The 15,688-nt window shown below is 69.8% G+C and carries 13 protein-coding genes; 6 read left to right on the top strand and 7 right to left on the bottom strand.

Annotated features, from left to right (window positions below):
* The first annotated feature begins 5 nt into the window (after positions 1 to 5).
* On the top strand, positions 6 to 989 hold the full coding sequence (locus tag OXG83_04060; protein MCY3964193.1) for a cytochrome c: 984 nt from the start codon (positions 6 to 8) through the stop codon (positions 987 to 989).
* Between the two features lie 8 nt (positions 990 to 997).
* Here the strand turns inward: OXG83_04060 and serC are convergent, their stop codons facing one another.
* Complete coding sequence (gene serC / locus OXG83_04055; GenBank protein MCY3964192.1) at positions 998 to 2,125, bottom strand: 3-phosphoserine/phosphohydroxythreonine transaminase; 1,128 nt, start codon at positions 2,123 to 2,125, stop codon at positions 998 to 1,000.
* A gap of 176 nt (positions 2,126 to 2,301) precedes the next feature.
* On the opposite strand from serC, the gene OXG83_04050 reads away from it, so the two are divergent.
* Together OXG83_04050 and glpQ are read left to right on the top strand one after the other, a co-directional pair.
* Entirely contained in the window at positions 2,302 to 4,344 is a 2,043-nt protein-coding gene (locus OXG83_04050) for a molybdopterin-dependent oxidoreductase (protein MCY3964191.1), read from the top strand.
* A gap of 8 nt (positions 4,345 to 4,352) precedes the next feature.
* Complete coding sequence (glpQ, locus tag OXG83_04045) at positions 4,353 to 5,324, top strand: glycerophosphodiester phosphodiesterase (GenBank protein ID MCY3964190.1); 972 nt, start codon at positions 4,353 to 4,355, stop codon at positions 5,322 to 5,324.
* On the opposite strand, the gene OXG83_04040 is transcribed toward glpQ, so the two are convergent.
* Complete coding sequence (locus OXG83_04040; protein ID MCY3964189.1) at positions 5,321 to 6,445, bottom strand: aminopeptidase; 1,125 nt, start codon at positions 6,443 to 6,445, stop codon at positions 5,321 to 5,323. The two genes, glpQ and OXG83_04040, sit on opposite strands and share 4 nt — an antisense overlap.
* On the opposite strand from OXG83_04040, the gene OXG83_04035 reads away from it, so the two are divergent.
* Together OXG83_04035 and OXG83_04030 are read left to right on the top strand one after the other, a co-directional pair.
* Positions 6,444 to 7,661 (top strand): dicarboxylate/amino acid:cation symporter, encoded by a 1,218-nt coding sequence (locus OXG83_04035; GenBank protein MCY3964188.1) that lies wholly within the window; start codon positions 6,444 to 6,446, stop codon positions 7,659 to 7,661. The two genes, OXG83_04040 and OXG83_04035, sit on opposite strands and share 2 nt — an antisense overlap.
* Positions 7,662 to 7,689: 28 nt before the next feature.
* Positions 7,690 to 8,841, top strand: coding sequence for a carboxylate-amine ligase (locus OXG83_04030; GenBank protein MCY3964187.1), 1,152 nt, complete (start codon positions 7,690 to 7,692; stop codon positions 8,839 to 8,841).
* On the opposite strand, the gene OXG83_04025 is transcribed toward OXG83_04030, so the two are convergent.
* The 5 genes from OXG83_04025 to OXG83_04005 are packed head-to-tail and all read right to left on the bottom strand — an operon-like array spanning position 8,838 to position 14,326.
* Positions 8,838 to 9,674 (bottom strand): LLM class F420-dependent oxidoreductase, encoded by an 837-nt coding sequence (locus OXG83_04025; protein MCY3964186.1) that lies wholly within the window; start codon positions 9,672 to 9,674, stop codon positions 8,838 to 8,840. The genes OXG83_04030 and OXG83_04025 overlap by 4 nt on opposite strands.
* A gap of 32 nt (positions 9,675 to 9,706) precedes the next feature.
* Positions 9,707 to 10,729, bottom strand: a complete 1,023-nt coding sequence (locus OXG83_04020) for a hypothetical protein (GenBank protein MCY3964185.1) — start codon at positions 10,727 to 10,729, stop codon at positions 9,707 to 9,709.
* The gene (locus OXG83_04015; GenBank protein ID MCY3964184.1) at positions 10,726 to 12,651 is read right to left on the bottom strand and encodes a hypothetical protein; all 1,926 of its coding nucleotides are present in this window, start codon (positions 12,649 to 12,651) and stop codon (positions 10,726 to 10,728) included. The genes OXG83_04020 and OXG83_04015 overlap by 4 nt, the downstream gene beginning before the upstream one ends.
* Complete coding sequence (locus tag OXG83_04010) at positions 12,648 to 13,370, bottom strand: ABC transporter permease subunit (GenBank protein MCY3964183.1); 723 nt, start codon at positions 13,368 to 13,370, stop codon at positions 12,648 to 12,650. The genes OXG83_04015 and OXG83_04010 overlap by 4 nt, the downstream gene beginning before the upstream one ends.
* The gene (locus OXG83_04005) at positions 13,367 to 14,326 is read right to left on the bottom strand and encodes an ABC transporter ATP-binding protein (GenBank protein MCY3964182.1); all 960 of its coding nucleotides are present in this window, start codon (positions 14,324 to 14,326) and stop codon (positions 13,367 to 13,369) included. Before OXG83_04005 ends, OXG83_04010 begins: the two co-directional genes overlap by 4 nt.
* Positions 14,327 to 14,441: 115 nt before the next feature.
* Here OXG83_04005 and OXG83_04000 point away from each other — a divergent pair, with 115 nt between their 5' ends.
* Positions 14,442 to 15,659 carry a GNAT family N-acetyltransferase gene (locus OXG83_04000; protein ID MCY3964181.1) on the top strand — a complete coding sequence of 406 codons (1,218 nt, stop codon included), beginning with the start codon at positions 14,442 to 14,444 and terminating at the stop codon, positions 15,657 to 15,659.
* Positions 15,660 to 15,688 lie beyond the last annotated feature (29 nt).

The following is a 15,688-nucleotide window of genomic DNA, read 5'->3' as shown; positions in this document are numbered from 1 at the left end:
GGCGGGTGCAGCGTCCCACCGTCCTGCTCTGGGCGGCCGCGCAATTCATCTCCGCCGCCGCGATGACGGCTCAGGGTTCGGAGGCGGACGACGACCTCGGGCGGCAGGCCTTTCTGCGCTACTGCCGGGAATGCCACGGCGAAGCTGGCGACGGGCTGGGGAAGTTCAGCTACACGACCGGGGAACGGCCCCGCAGCTTCCAGTCGGGCCGTTTCAAGCTGGCGACGACCGAGAACGCGATCCCCTCGGACCATGACCTCGAGGAGACGATCCGCCGCGGCATGCCGGGTACCGGAATGTCGGCGTGGGGTCAGGTTCCCGACGCCGAGATCGCGGCGATGGCGCGGTACACGCGCAGCTTCAGTCTGGACGCCATCAGGGAGGAACTCGACCGCCGCGTAGCCGCCGGTGAGCTGAGCGCCGCGGAGGCCGATGCCGACTTCGCCCGCCGGACGACTCCGGGTCCAACCATCGAGATACCGCCCGAGCCGCCGTTCGACGACGAGCGACGGGCCCGCGGCGAGCGGCTCTACCTGGAAGCCTGCGCTTCCTGCCACGGCCCGAGCGGCAGGCGGCTCCGCAACGACCCGATGCCCGACTTCGAAGGCAACCACACCCTGCCGACCAACATCGTCGGCGGCATCTTCAAGGGCGGGAACGGCAGCGACGCGATCTACAGCCGCCTATACCTCGGCATGGACGGAACGGCGATGCCGGGATATCGCGACGCCTACAGCAAGGACGAGATCTGGGACCTCGTTCACACGGTCGAGCGGATCATCGAGGACGACGGTCTGGGATTGCCGGAGGACGAGGCGTCAGTCGCGGCGGCGGGCGCGGCTGAGGACTTCGCGTCCTTCTTCGACGATCCCGGCTACGAGGAGGTTCCGGACGCGGAAGAAGAGGCCTCTCCCCTCCTGCTCTGGGGCGGAGGAGCGCTGCTGCTGCTGGTGATCGTCGGCTCGGCCTTGCTGACGAGCCGACGCTGAAAGTGTCGTCAGTGGGCGGCGCGGAACTCCAGCATGAAATCGCGCAGGCGCTCGGCTCCCTCCATGGGCATCGCGTTGTAGAGCGACGCGCGGAAGCCGCCGACGCTGCGGTGACCCTTGAGCGCCACGAGACCCCTGTCGGCCGCGGCGGCAACGAACGTCGGCTCGAGCTCGGTGCGCCGCAGCCTGAACGTCACGTTCATGCGGGAACGGCTCGCAGCATCCGCGTGCGGGAGGTAGAACTCGCCGCCGTCGGCGTCCAGCACGTCGTAGATCAAGCCCGTCTTCGCCTCCGCCCGGGCCGCCGCCGCCGCCAGACCGCCGACCTCGTCCCGCAACCAGCGGGTCACCAGCAGGAACACGTAGACGCCGAAAACGTTCGGGGTGTTGAGACGCGAGCCCTTCTCGGCCTGAAGCCGGAAGCTGAGCATCGAGTGCAGGTCGGAACCGGAACGTTCGAGCAACCGGTCCGAGACGATGACCACCGTCAGCCCGGCGGGGCCGGCATTCTTCTGGGCGCAGGCGTAGAGCAGGCCGAACTTCCCGACGTCGACCGGTCCGGACAGGAAGTCGGAGGACACGTCGCACACGAGCGGCGAGTCGCCCACCTCGGGCGGCCGGCGGAACTGGACGCCCTGGATCGTTTCGTTCGAGGTGTAGTGGACGTAGGACGACGCCGCCGGCAAGTCGAGTTCCCCCGCGTTCGGCACGCGAACGTAGTTGCCGTCGGCATCGTCCCAGGCCACATGGACACGGCCCTCACGGCGCGCCTCGACCGCGGCCTTCCTGCCCCAGGTTCCGGTCACGATGTAGCTCGCCGGGAGTCCCTGCCCGCGCAGCAGGTTGATCGGGATCATCGAGAACTGAAGCAGCGCGCCGCCCTGCAAGAACAACACCCGGTAGCCCTCCGGCACGTCCAGCAGTTCCCGCAGGTTGGCCTCCGCTTCGCCAAGGATCGCGTCGAAGGCCTCCGAGCGGTGGCTGATCTCGAGCACCGAGCTGCCGGCGCCCGGAAGCGCCAGCAGGTCGCGCTGGATCTCCTGGAGAACGGGAACCGGCAGCACCGCCGGACCCGGGGAGAAGTTGAAGACGCGCTGGCTCAGCGCCTGCTCCGTCGAGGTCTGTCGATCGAGCATTGAGGTCATCGTGGCGGGCAGGCGTGGCTGCCGAACCGGGGCCGGTCGGCGAGCGCGAATCGTAACCCGGTTGTACCAAGGATGCGCAGCCGTTCGGAATGCCGGCCAGAAGGCCGGCGCACCGACAACCGCGACCGCGCCGCTTCGGCCAGGTCCCGCGGTGTACGCTTCCCCGCATGACGATCGCAGATCCGGCTCCCGTGCCGACCGGCGACGCGGCGATCCACCACACCGCCTGCACGCTCGACTGCCCCGACTCCTGCTCGCTCGAGGTCGAGGTCGAGCACGGCCGGGTCACCAAGGTCCGGGCGGCGCCGCCCGAGATCGCCCATCCGCTGACGAGCGGCTTCATCTGCTCCAAGGTCGGCCGGATCTCGCGCCACCTCTACGGCGAGGACCGCCTGCTCCATCCGGCGGTGCGAACGGGCACCAAGGGCGAAAGCGACTTCAGGCGCATTTCCTGGAGCGAAGCCCTCGACCGGATCGTCGAGCGGTTGGTCGAGGCGAAGACGGCCTTCGGCGGCGAGTCCATCCTGCCGCTGAGCTACGGCGGCTCGAACGGCCTCCTGACGCAGGACACAGCGGACGCGATCCTGTTCCGGCGCTTCGGCGCGTCCCAGCTCGCGCGCACCGTCTGCGCGGCGCCCAGCACCGCGGCGGCACTCGGCCTCTACGGCAAGATGGCGGGCGTCGCGCTGGAAGACTACGAGCACGCCTCGCTCGCCATCGTCTGGGGCGCCAACCCCTCCTCCACCGGCATCCACCTGGTGCCGATCCTGCGGGCGGCCCGGGCCCGCGGCGGCAAGCTCGTCGTCGTCGATCCCCGGCGTACGCCGCTGGCGAAACAGGCGGACCTCCACCTGCAGCCGCGGCCCGGCACCGACCTGTGCCTCGCCCTGGCGCTGCACCGCGAGCTGTTCCGCCGAGGCGACGCCGACCTCGACTTCCTGGCCGAACACGGCACTGGGGTCGAGGAACTGCACAGGCGGGCCGAACCCTGGACCCTCCAGCGCGCCGCCGAGATCACCGGCGTTCCAAAGGCCGACATCGCCCGCTGCTACGAGTGGTACAGCGGCTCCTCGCCGGCCGTGATCCGCTGCGGCTGGGGCGTGGAACGGAACCGCAACGGCGGCTCGGCCGTGGCGGCGATCCTCGCCCTGCCCGCGGTGGCCGGCAAGTTCGGGGTACGCGCCGGCGGCTACACGATGAGCAACAGCAACGCGTTTCGGGACGTCGGCCGGCGGGAGCCGTCGCCGGGCACCCGGATCGTCAACATGAACCACGTCGGCCGCGTGCTGACCGACGCGGACGCGATTGCCGGACCACCGGTCCAGGTGCTGTTCGTCTACAACGCGAATCCGCTGGCAACGCTGCCGAACCAGGCGCTGGTACGGCGCGGCCTCGAGCGCGAGGACCTGTTCACCGTTGTCTTCGACCAGGTGTTGACCGACACCGCCCGCTACGCCGACGTCGTGCTGCCGGCAACCACCTTCCTCGAGCACGACGACCTGGCGATGGGTTACGGCGCCATGGTGCTCCACGACACGAAGCCGGTGGCTACACCGGTCGGAGAGGCCCGTTCCAACCTCCGAGTGTTCGGCGAGCTTGCGGCGCGCCTCGGGCTGCTCCGGGACGACGACCCCCGCTCGGAGGCGGAGTGGCGGCAGGCGGTGCTCGGCGGCGAGCGGGAGCGGCGGCTTGCGGAGGAGGGCGTGGTGCCGCCGGCGACCGGCCGCCGTCCGATCCAGTTCGTCGATGTGTTCCCCCACACGGCGGACGGCAAGGTTCACCTTTGCCCGCCCTCGCTGGAAGCCGAGTCGGCCGAAGGGATCTACGCCTTCCACCCGCAGCCGGGCGAGGGACGGTATCCCCTCGCGCTCATCTCGCCCTCCGTCCCCCAGACCGTGAGTTCCACCTTCGGCCAGCTAAGGCCCGGCCAGGTGCCGCTCGAGATGCACCCGGACGACGCCGCGGAGCGGGGCCTCGGCCCCGGCAAGCCCCGCGTGCGGGTGTTCAACGAGTACGGCGAGGTCCGTTGCCCCATGCGCCTCAACCCGGACCTCAAGCCAGGCGTCGTCCTGCTTCCCAAGGGGGTCTGGGCCAAGAGCACGGAGTCGGGAACCAACGCCTGCTCGCTGGCGCCGGACACCCTGAGCGACATCGGCGCCGGGGCCTGCTTCAACGACGCCCGGGTCCAGGTCGAGGCCTTGGCCGATTGAGCCGCACCGTGGCTTTAGGCGTCCCGCTCGCAGCCTGCGCTCTCGTCTGCGCCCTGGCGGCATCCACGGTCGAGGCCGACGACGAGGAACCGGTGGACGCCGCGACCCAGCCCTCCAAGACGGTCATCGCCCACCGCGGCGCCAGCGGCTACCTTCCCGAGCATACGCTGCCGGCGTACGCCCTGGCCCACGGCATGGGCGCCGACTACATCGAACCGGATCTCGTGCTGACCCGCGACGGCCACTTCATCTGCCTGCACGACATCTACCTGCAGGCGACGACCAACGTCGAGGAGGTCTTCCCCGACCGTGCTCGCGACGATGGCCGCTGGTACGCCGCCGACTTCACGCTCGATGAGGTCCGGCAGCTCCAGGCCGAGGAACGCCTCGGCAACCGCTTCCCGAAGGGCAGGAGCCGCTTCGTCGTGCCTGCCTTCACCGAGATGATCGAGCTGGTCCAGGGCCTGAACGAGCAGACCGGCCGCACGGTCGGGATCTACCCGGAACTCAAGGCGCCCGAGTGGCATCGCGCCCAGGGACTGCCCATGGAGGAATCGCTGCTCGAAGTCGTCGGTCGCTACGGCTACGTCGAACAGGGCGCGCCGATCTTCGTCCAGAGCTTCGAAGCCGAGAGCCTGAAGCGCCTGCGCGCCCTCGGTTCCGAGCTGCGCCAGGTGTTCCTGATGGCCGAGGTCGCCCAGTACCGCTCGTTCCTGAGCGCCGAAGGCATCGCCGGCGTCGCCGGGTTCGCCACCGGGATCGGACCGGCGAAGACGATGCTCGAACAGCAACCGGAACTGATCGGCTGGGCCCACGATGCCGGGCTCACCGTCCACCCGTACACCTTCCGCGCCGACCAGGTGCCCGACCGCGACGACAGCCACGAGGCGGAACTCCGCCGCTACCTCTTCGACCTCGGCGTCGACGGCGTGTTCACCGACTTCCCGGACCGGGCGCGGGCGGTGGTGGACCAGCCCTAGGGCCCGAGGGCATCCAGCGCGTTCTGGCGCTCCACCGGTTCCAGGCCGGCCAGACGCTCCACCTCGGCGTAGAACGCCGGGAAGCTCCCGCCGGACGCCTCCAGCAGACTCAGGAACGCCGGCACGAGATCGCTGTAGGTAGCGATCGAGATCAGGTCCGCGTTGTTCAGGCGCGACAACCATCCGCCCAGATCGGACTCACCACCGCCACCGCTTGCGGCCGCGCGCCAGGCCGGGACCAGGTCCCGCCGGTAGCGCCCCGCGAGCGACCGGAAGACCTCGGCCTTGAGCGTCAGCTTCCGTTCGTCACTGTCGTCGCTCGCGTAGAGCGCCTCCAGCTCCTCCCGGATCTCCAGAAGAAAGCGGTTCAGGTCCCGCCGGCGCTCCCGGCCCTGCTCGAAGACCGCAAGCTCTTCGTTCCGGCCCTGCGACCGGAGCCACCGGCGCACGCCCGCAACCTCTACCGCGGTCGCGAACGATTCGTTGAAAGCGCTGTCGTCCTTGACGTAGACGACCTGGTGGGCGAGCTCGTGGAAGATGAGGGCCGCCAGGTCGGCGTCGGCGTAGTCGAGAAACGTGTTCAGGACCGGATCGGCGAACCAGCCGAGCGTCGAGTACGCCGCCACGCCGCCGACGCGCACGTCGAAGCCCTGGTCGGCCAGGCGGTCGCCGTAGCGCCGGGCCGCGCGCTCGTTGAAGTAGCCGCGGTAGGCGGCGCAACCGGCGATCGGATAGCACCACGTCTTCGGCTCCACGCTCAGGCGCGGCGCCGCGACCACGTTCCACACCGCGTACGGCCGGCCCAGGTCGGCGTAGCTGCGGTAACTCCTGTTGTCCGGCAGCCCGAGCTCGCTGCTGGCGAACTCGCGGATCCTGACGGTCAGCTCCAGGCGCTCGCGGGTGGCGGCGGAGAGAACCTCCGCTCGCCCGGGCTCGAGCAGCCGAGCGATCGGCTCGCGCTTGACCAGCACGCCGGCGCCGCCCCACACCGCCTGGGAGTAGTAGCTCATGCTGCCGCAACTCGCCGCGAGAACGGCCAGAACCAGCGCCGCGGCGACCGCCAGGACTCGCCGGCGAACGCGCCGGGCGCGCCGGTTGCGCGTGCTACCCTGCCGGGTCATGAAACTCGCACTTCACTGGCAGGTACTGATCGGAATGGCGGCGGGGCTCTGCTTCGCCCTGGCGTTCGGCGAGGTGGGCTGGATCGGTTGGATCGCCGACCTCTTCATGCGTCTGCTCAGGATGGTCATCGTGCCCCTGATCTTCACCTCGATCGTCCATGGCGTCTCCGGCATCGGCGACGGCAGGTCGATCGGCCGCCTGGGCGGCAAGACCCTCCTCTGGTACGCGCTAAGCAGTTTCATGGCAATTCTGGTCGGCCTGACGCTGGCCAACAGCATACGACCGGGCAGAGGTCTCGTCATGCCCGAAGGGGTGGAGCCTCTCACACCGGAGGATCTGCAGACGCCGACCTCCATGGCCGACATCCTCCAGCGGCTCGTCCCCGACAATCCGGTGGGCGCTGCCGCCGGGGGCGACATTCTGGGCCTCATCTTCTTCTCGATCGTGCTCGGCGCCGCGATCGGGGTGATGACCGGCAAGACGGGCGACCTGCTCCGCGAGGGCTTCAGCGCCGGCTTCGAGGCGATGATGAAGGTGACGACCTGGGTCATCCGCCTGCTGCCGATCGGCGTTTTCGCCCTGCTCGCCCGCGCGGTCAGCCAGATGGGCCTCGAGGTGTTCCAGCAGGTCGGCAAGTACGTGCTGACGATCGCGGTGGGGCTGACGCTGCACGTGTTCATCGTCCTGCCGCTGCTGTTCAGCCTGCTCTCCCGGAAGAACCCCATCCACCACTACCGGGCGATGGCGTCGGCCATGGCGATGGCGTTCTCGACCAGTTCCTCGGCGGCCACCCTGCCGATGACGATGAAGTGCCTGCGGGAGAAGGTCGGGGCCTCGAACCGGGTGACCAGCTTCGTTGCGCCCATGGGTGCAACGGTCAACATGGACGGCACGGCCTTGCTGGAGATCGTCGGCGCGCTCTTCATCGCCCAGGCCCTCGGGGTCGAACTCTCGCTGTATACCCAGCTGGTCGTCGTGCTGACCGCGCTGCTCGCCTCGGTCGGCGCCGCCGCGATTCCGTCGGCCGGTCTGGTCATGATCTTCATCGTGCTCGAGGCGATCGACCTGACGACGCCGGAGGCCTATGCCCTCGCCGGCCTGATGCTCAGCGTCGACCGCCCGCTCGACATGTTCCGAACGATGGTCAACATCACCTCCGACTCCGTCGGCGCGGCGGTGATCGCCAAATCCGAAGGTGAGGAGTTGCACTACTAGGGGTCAACCGGCGTAGAGTTCGCCGGCCATGAGTTCCTCCCCCAACGGCGACAACGTCACGATCACGCTGGGGGTCGAGGAGGAGCTGTTCCTCGTCGACCCCGACTCGCGCGATCTCCTCAGCGACCCGGACCCGCGCATCTTCGAAGCCTGCGGCGAAGCGGCAGGAGGCCAGAAGATCGTCCACGAGTTCCTTCGCTCCCAGATCGAAACGAACACCGCCGTCCACGACTCCGTAGCCGGAGTGCGCGACGGTCTCAAGGCGGCCCGCCGGCTCGTCGTCGAGGCGGCACAAGCCCACGGCGCGGCGGTGATCGGCGCTTCGACCCATCCGTTCGCGGCCTGGGAGGCCCAGCTTCCGACGCCGAAGGACCGCTACCACCAGTTCGCTTCCACCTACCAGGAGACGGTCCGGCGCCTGGTCATCTGCGGCATGCACGTCCACGCCGGCTTCGGCGACTTCGACACCCGCGTCCGGGTCATGACGGGGCTCCGGCGCTACCTTCCCCTTTTCATCGGGCTCTCCGCCTCGTCGCCGTTCGGCGCGGGCCGCGAGTCCGGGTTCAAGTGCAACCGGCTGAATCTCTTCGAGGCGATGCCGCGGACCAGCATCCCCGGGCCGCTCAACTCCCGCGCGGAGTATGAGGCCCTGCTCGGCGAGTACCAGCGCATGGCGTTCGTCACCGACGGCAGCGAGATCTGGTGGGACATCAGGCCCTCCCACAAGTTCCCCACCGTGGAGCTGCGGATCTGCGACACCTGTCCGGCGATCGAGGACGCGATGTGCATCGTCGCCCTCTACGCCTCCCTGATCCGAATGCTCGCGCGGCGGGACCGCGAGGGCACCCTTCCTCCCGAGCCGCCGACCGAGATCATCGTCGAGAACAAGTGGCTGGCACAGCGCTACGGCCTGCTGGCGTTCCTGGGCGACACCCGGCGCGGCGGCCGCATCGACATCGCCGATGAACTGGAGGAAGTCGTCGAGGAACTCGCCGGCGATGCCCGCGCTCTCGGCTGCGAACAGGAACTCCGGCGCAGCCTGACGATCGTGCGCGAAGGCTCGAGCGCCGACCGCCAGCTCGACCTCTACCGGCTGCGGCTCGTCGAGGGGGCGAGCAAGGACGAGGCCCTGCGCGAGGTCGTCGATCTGCTCGTGTCGGAGACCGGCGCCGATCTCTAGGCCCGCAGCGTGGCGTAGCGGTCGAGCCGCGGCAGGGTCTCGTCCCGGCCCTGCGGCGGCAGCGGCAGGATGACGCGGTCCACACCGGCCTCGGCGTAGGCGTCGAGCACGTCCTGCTGCGGCGGCGCGCCGAAGACGCTGATGGAGATCGTGTCCATGGCGCGGCCGGCCTGCGCGGCGCGTCGCTTCAGGTCCTCGATGCCGTCGAGAACCGCCTCGGTCGAGCGACCGATGGGAAGCCAGCCGTCGCAGCGATCGACCACCCGCTGGCGGGTGTACCCGGTGCCGCCCCCGAGCAAGATCGGCGGGTGGGGCTTCTGCTCGGGTTTCGGCCAGGACCAGATCGGCTCGAAGTCGACGTGGCGGCCGTGGAACTCCGCCTCGTCCTCGGTCCAGATCGTCCTGAACGCCTCAACCTGCTCCTCGAGTCTGGCGAAGCGGGTCGGGTAGTCCGTGCCGTGATGCTCCATCTCTTCGCGGTTCCAGCCGCCACCGATCCCGAAGATGAAGCGGCCGCCCGAGAGCACGTCCAGACTCGCCACCGTCTTGGCCGTGGTGATCGTGTCGCGCTCGATGATCAGGCAGATTCCGGTGCCGAGCCTGATCTTCTTCGTGCTCATCGCGGCCGCGGTCAGCGCGACGAACGGGTCGTGGGAACGGGAGTACTCGGGCGGCAGCTCGCCGCCGCCGGGGAAAGGCGTCCGCCGGGAAGTCGGGATGTGAGTGTGCTCCGGGAACCAGAGGGACTCGAAGCCGCGCGCCTCGACCTCGGCGCCGAGCTCGTCGGGCCGCATCGCGTCGCCGGTGGGAAACATGAAGATGCCGATGTCCATAGGCGGCGCAGTCTAGCGGTTGCGACTAGCGGCTACAGCAGGCCGTCCAGGTCGGCGCAGACTTCCTCGGCGAGCGACGCGCTCAACTCCACCGCCAGACGGGTGAACGGCGAACGGGCGAGCCAGACCCGGCCTTCTTCCGCCGGCAGGGACCAGATCTCGAGCGTGGATTCGCCAACCTCGCGCGACTCGACCGTGATCGTCGCCTCCGGGCGCCAGTCCGGTCGCGGCTCGTCGCTGCGATACGCCGTCACGGACAGGCGGAAGAACTTGTCGACCCAGGTGCCAAGATCGGCGTCCGCCTCGTCCGATCCGTCAACCGTCCAGTAGGCGTCGCTGCCAGCGGGGCCAGGAACTCGGGCCTGAAGCACTCGCCGCGGCCCGCTCCCGGCGCCAGGCCGCGACAGCGTCAGCGCCTCCACCATGGGTCGAGAGGCGGCCAGGAGGCGCCGCTCCATCAACAGCGCCGCGCCACCGCCCAGATCCGCGACTTCCGACGGCAATACCAGGACGCGACCTCGTGGATCGCGGTCGCCGTCCGTCCCTCCGTCCCGCATGGCGTAGCGATCGGAACCGCCGAACGGTCTGCCGCCCAGGCGATAACGGACCTCCCGCCCACGGACCGTGAGGCTCAGGGACTCGCCGGTGGCACCCTCGCCGATCAGCTCGAGTTCCTCGAGTTTCTCTCCCCGGACTCCGTCGAGTACCCGCACCGCGCGCAGCGGTTCCAGGGCGCGCCAGACCTGCTCCACCCGGTTGCCGCCCACGAAGACCGTGTCTTCACCCTCGCGGCCGGCGAACCAGCGCCCCATGCCGTCCTCACGGGCCTCGATTTCCAGCGTGTCGCCGGTCCCTTCGTAGACGATGCGCTCGACGTCTCCTTCGTCCGCCTGGACCACCACCACCCCCTCCGCCGCCGTGGAGCGATCGTCGCTCATCGGACGGCGGTAGGACAGCCAGGCCCCGATCAACGCGAGGATCAGCACCGCGAGGTGCAACCAGGTCGACCGCCAGACCGATCCCGGGCGGAACGAACGCGCGAGACTCCGACTCATGAGCCGCCTCCACCGGCTGGACCTGCCGTACCTCCTGCCGGCGTGGAGCCGCGGCGCCACGCGCCACCGGCCGACCGGCGGGCGCGGACGTAGACGAAGCCGGCGGCCAACACGAGGACCGGGACGCCGAACACGGTGCCCAGGAACCAGCGGATCGACTCCCCGCGCGTCCGTTGCAGCACGGGGTCGTCGTCGCCGGGCACGCTCGATACGGCCGTTTCGTCCTCCCGGGCCAGCCACACGTACGCGTCGAGCAACAGCTTGGCATTGGCCGACATCGTTCCCGGGCCGGTGACGTAGACGAAGTCGTCGTTCATCGTGTCCGCGTCGCCGATGACGATGGCGCGGCTCTCGGCGGGAACTCCCGCCTCCCCGGAATCACCGGCCGCCGCGCCCTCGACCTCCCTCTCCGACGCCATCGCCAGAGCCTCGATCCGGTCCGGCTCCGCCTCGGCGTCGCGCTCGAAGTTCCCGTCGAGTTCCAGCCAGCTTCCCGTCATTGGCCGCACCAGGACGCTCGGGCGGGCCGGGCCACCGACCACACCTTCCAGCCCCGATGCACCGTCGAGCACCAGGCCGATCCGGCTGGCGGCCCGCGACAGGTCACGGACCGTCTCGTGGCTGCCGAAGCGGTTCGTCAGGAGCAGGCGCCGATCGCTCAGCGCCCCGTCCCGCCGCAGGTGGTAGCGCTCGTTCGCCACCGTTCCCTCGAGCTGGCGGACCCCCAGCTCGGCAAGGAGCGGCTCCAGCCCATGCTCGACTCCGGGCTCGAGCAGCAGAAGCAGGGAACTGCCGTCGCTCCAGAACCGCCGCAGGCTGTCCACCTCTTCGGGCAGGAAGCGCTCGGTCGGGCCGAAGACCGCCACCAGACCGGTGTCGGCCGGCAGACCCTGAATCAGATCGGTGACCGAAAGATCCCTCGTCGTGACGTTAAGCGCCCGCAGGATCCCGCGTGCGTTCCTCATCCCGGGGACGCCGGCATCGCCCGCGTACTCTCCCCGCTCGCCGTGCCCGACCGTCAGGTACAGGGTGCGGCGCTCCCGGCCGATCTCGAGCAGCGCTTCCTGGAAGTCCCGGTCGAGCGAACCGATGCCGGACTTCGCGCGGTCGTAGTCTGTGCCCAGGTCGATCCGCCGCTGGTCGCCGCCCCGCAAGAGGAACAGCACGCCGTTCTCCCGGGCGCCGAGCTCGGCCGCCCGAGTCGGCTCGAGCGCCTGGTCGAGCACGGTGACGTCGACGGGACCGGCCGCCGCGACCTCGTCGAGGAAAGGCCCGATCCGGCGCAGGACCTGGTTGGCGGGCGGAAAGAAGGCGACGACCTCGACCCGGTCCCGCAGGCCGCCTACGAGCTCCAGCGTCGCCTCGGACACGCGCGCCCGGCTACGGGCGCTCCACTCCCACAGCCGATCCCCTTCACGGGCGCTGTAGTTCAGGGCGAACACCCACGCGCCGGCGAGCGCCAGGCTGGCGGCCGCCGCGGTCGCGGCCCGCACCCGGCGCGGTTCCAGGTCGCCGCCGCCGCGATAGCGGGTCCAGTCGCCGCCGACCGCGGCCACCGTCCCCACCCACCATGCGAGCAACCAGGCGACCGTCCACACCGCCCGCCAGGTTCCGGCGCCGTCGTCGTCGAACCCGAGCCGGTCGACGACACCCCTCCACGTCAGGGGATAGAGCAGGAGGCCCAGCGCCGCGAGACCGTAGAACCCGAGCGACCGCCGCGCCTGGGGCCACGCCGCGGACCCCCGGTCCGCATTCAGGAACTCAGCCGCGCAGGCACCGACGGCCGTGATCGCGAGCGCGGTCCCGATTCCCAGGAAGAGCCCGCCCAGAATGTCCGAGGCCGCGTAGCGCTCCCCTGCCAGGATCAGGGTGGAACCGACGAGCCACAGCACCGGCGCCGCTCGCCAGGGCCGCCCGATCACGTCCACCTCCGTGCCTGGAGCACGCGAACACTGCCGAGCAGGAAGAGGAAGGAGACCGTCGGCGCGTAGACCAGGGTCTTCAGGTGAACCGCGCCGTCCTGGAACGGCTCGAAGTGCTCGCGGTAGAGGTCCATCGCCGCGAACACGGCGTCAAGAGGCGGATCGCTGATGCCGGAGAGGAGCCAGAAGAGGACCTGCAGCGTGACCAGGAAGCCTGCGGCGACGCCGGCGGCCAACTGGTTCGGCGACGCTGCGGAGCAGAAGATGCCGATCGCGGTGCAGACCGCCGCGGCCAGTCCGATGCCCAGATAACCGGCGGCCGCCTGCCCCCACTCCAGGTTGCCCTTCAGATAGACCATGGCCGGGATGTAGGCCGCGGCGATCACCGTGCAGAGCACGAACCCGAGCGCGCCCAGGTACTTGCCGAACACGACCTGCCAGTCGCCGGCCGGCGAGGTCAGCAGAAGCACCAGCGTGCGCTGCTCCCGCTCCGCGGCGAAGGAGCGCATCGTCACGAACACCGCCGCCGCCATGGTGACGCCGAAGTTCGTGTAGAAGAACAGGCTCAGAACTTCGCTCGAGGGGCGCTGACTGCCCAGGGTGTAGGCGTTGAAGAAGAGACCGTCCAGCATGAGGACCAGGGCCAGGATGGCCCAGCCGTAAAGGCCCGCGAACGCGGCCCGCAGCTCGCGCCGGGCGATCAGGAGGACGGTGCTCACGATCCGCTCCCCTCGGCCGGGGCCTCCGGCACGCCATCGCCCGCGACCAGATCCAAGAAAACCCGCTCGAGGTCCGAGCGAACCGGCTCGACCCGTCGCACACCGAGATCCGAAGCGACCAGAGCGGCCACGACCGCTTCTCTGGGAGCCTCCGCCAGCTCGACAGTGATCACCGAGACACCGCCGCCAAGGTGCTCTGAGGCCACCGGCGTGGCGCCCGCGGGAAGGCTCCGCGCGGCGTCATCCGGCGCGCCCCTCAGCTCGACCTCGATCCGTTCGCGGCCGGCCAGCACACCCAGCTCCGCCTGCGTTCCGTGCACGACCAGAGTGCCCTCGTGCAGAACGAGGATCGAATCGCAGGTCTCGTGGATCTCGCGCAGGTGATGCGACGAGGTGAACACCGTCCGCTCGCCGCCGAGCGAACGGACGAGATCCCTCATGCCCACGATCTCGGCCGGGTCGAGCGACGACACGGGCTCGTCGAGCAGGACGACCTCCGGTTCGTGGAGAATCGCCTGCGCGATACCGACGCGCTTGCGGAAGCCCATCGACAGCTCGCCGATCACCCGGTCCAGGTGATGCTCGACGTGGACCCGTTCGGCAACCGCGACGACTCGTCCGGCAAGCAGCCGCCCCGGCACGCCGTTCAGAGCCCCCACGAACTGGAGGTAGTCGCGAACACGCATCTCCCGGTAGAGCGGCGGTTCCTCCGGAAGGTAGCCGACGACGCTTCGCATCGCCCGGGAGTCGACGCCCAGCTCCACGCCTCCAATCTGAACGCTGCCAGCGCTGGGCAACAGCTCGCCTGCCAGGACGCGGAGCAGGGTCGACTTGCCGGCGCCGTTCAAACCCAGAACGCCGACGACATCGCCGGCGCCACACTCGAATCCGACGTTCGACAGGGCCGGCACTGCGCCGTAGCTCTTGCTCAGTCGCTCTGTACGGACGTTTCCCACCAACTTCAGAAGCCTGTCGACTCACCCCATGAAGGAGCGCGCACGGAGACGGATCTTGACTCACGGAGGAGCTGCGGGCAAGCGTCCCGGGGCGCCGCCGGTACACTCCCGCACCGTGACGAAACGTCTCACGTTCGGACCGGCCCGCAGCGCTGCCGAGTTGGAGGCGCAGGCCTACAACGAAGCCCTGGCGTTCAACACGCCCTACGACTCCTGCGTGGCGTGGCTGCACACGAACCGGAACCACGCACGCCTCGTCCGTAGCGGCGGCCGCGTGGTCGGCGGCCTGGTCCAGTACGAGATGGGCCAGTTCCTGGGCGGCCGCTCGGTCCGGAACACCGGCATCGCCGGTGTCGCCGTCGACCCCACCGCACGTGGCCAGGGCGCGGCCAGGGCACTGATCGGAGCGACCCTGAACGAACTCCATCGGGAAGGCGTTGCCGTCTCCACCCTGTACCCCACCACGTTCACCCTCTACCAGCGTGCCGGTTATGCCGCCGCCGGCTACCGGTACCGCTTCCGGCTGCCGCTCGCCGAGCTGGGCCGCGTCCGCGCCGACGGGACGCTTCGTCGCCTCGACCCCGAGCGCGACGCGAAGGTCGTGGAACGGCTGTATCGCGGGATCGCGAGGGACCGGCCCGGCTGGCTCGACCGCAACCACTTCATCTGGGAGCGCGTCTACCAGGATCCGGGCGGCGCGGCCGTCCACGGCTACGTCGTCCCCGGCAGCGACGGCGGCGTCGACGGCTACGTCGTCTACACCCAGGACGCGGTGGGACACTATCCGGGCGCCGCGGGGCGCTACCCGTACCGCCTCAAGGTCCGCGACGTGCAGACCAGGGACGGCGCCGCGGCGCGCAGAATCCTGGCGTTCTTCTCGGCCTGCCGCACGCTGGCCCGGGACGTGACCTGGCACAGCGCCCTGGACGACCACCTGCTGCTCCAGGTACCCGAAATCGGCACCGAGATCTCGGTGGCCGAGACCTGGATGCTACGCATCGTCGACGTGCAGGCGGCCCTCGGTCAGCGGGGCTACCCACCCCGCACGAGCGCTCGTCTCGACTTCGAGGTCACCGACGACGTGGTCGCCGGCAATCGGGGTCGCTGGGTTCTCGAAGTCGATCGCCGGGCCGGGAAGGTCAGCCGCACGACCCGGAAGGCCGGGACCAACACCCTGCGCCTGGACATCAGGGCGCTAGCCTCCCTGTACACGGGCCACCTTAGCGCCCGGCGCCTGGCCGAACTCAACCTGATCGAGGGCTCGTCCACCTCCCTGAACCTGGCGGAACGGCTCTTCGCCGGCCCGCCGCCGTCGATGCCGGACTATTTCTGAAGCACCCGGACCGGCGACAACGGTTCTCC

Source organism: Acidobacteriota bacterium, assembly GCA_026707545.1.
Classification (GTDB): domain Bacteria; phylum Acidobacteriota; class Thermoanaerobaculia; order Multivoradales; family Multivoraceae; genus Multivorans.
This window is presented reverse-complemented; position numbering and strand designations above follow the sequence as displayed.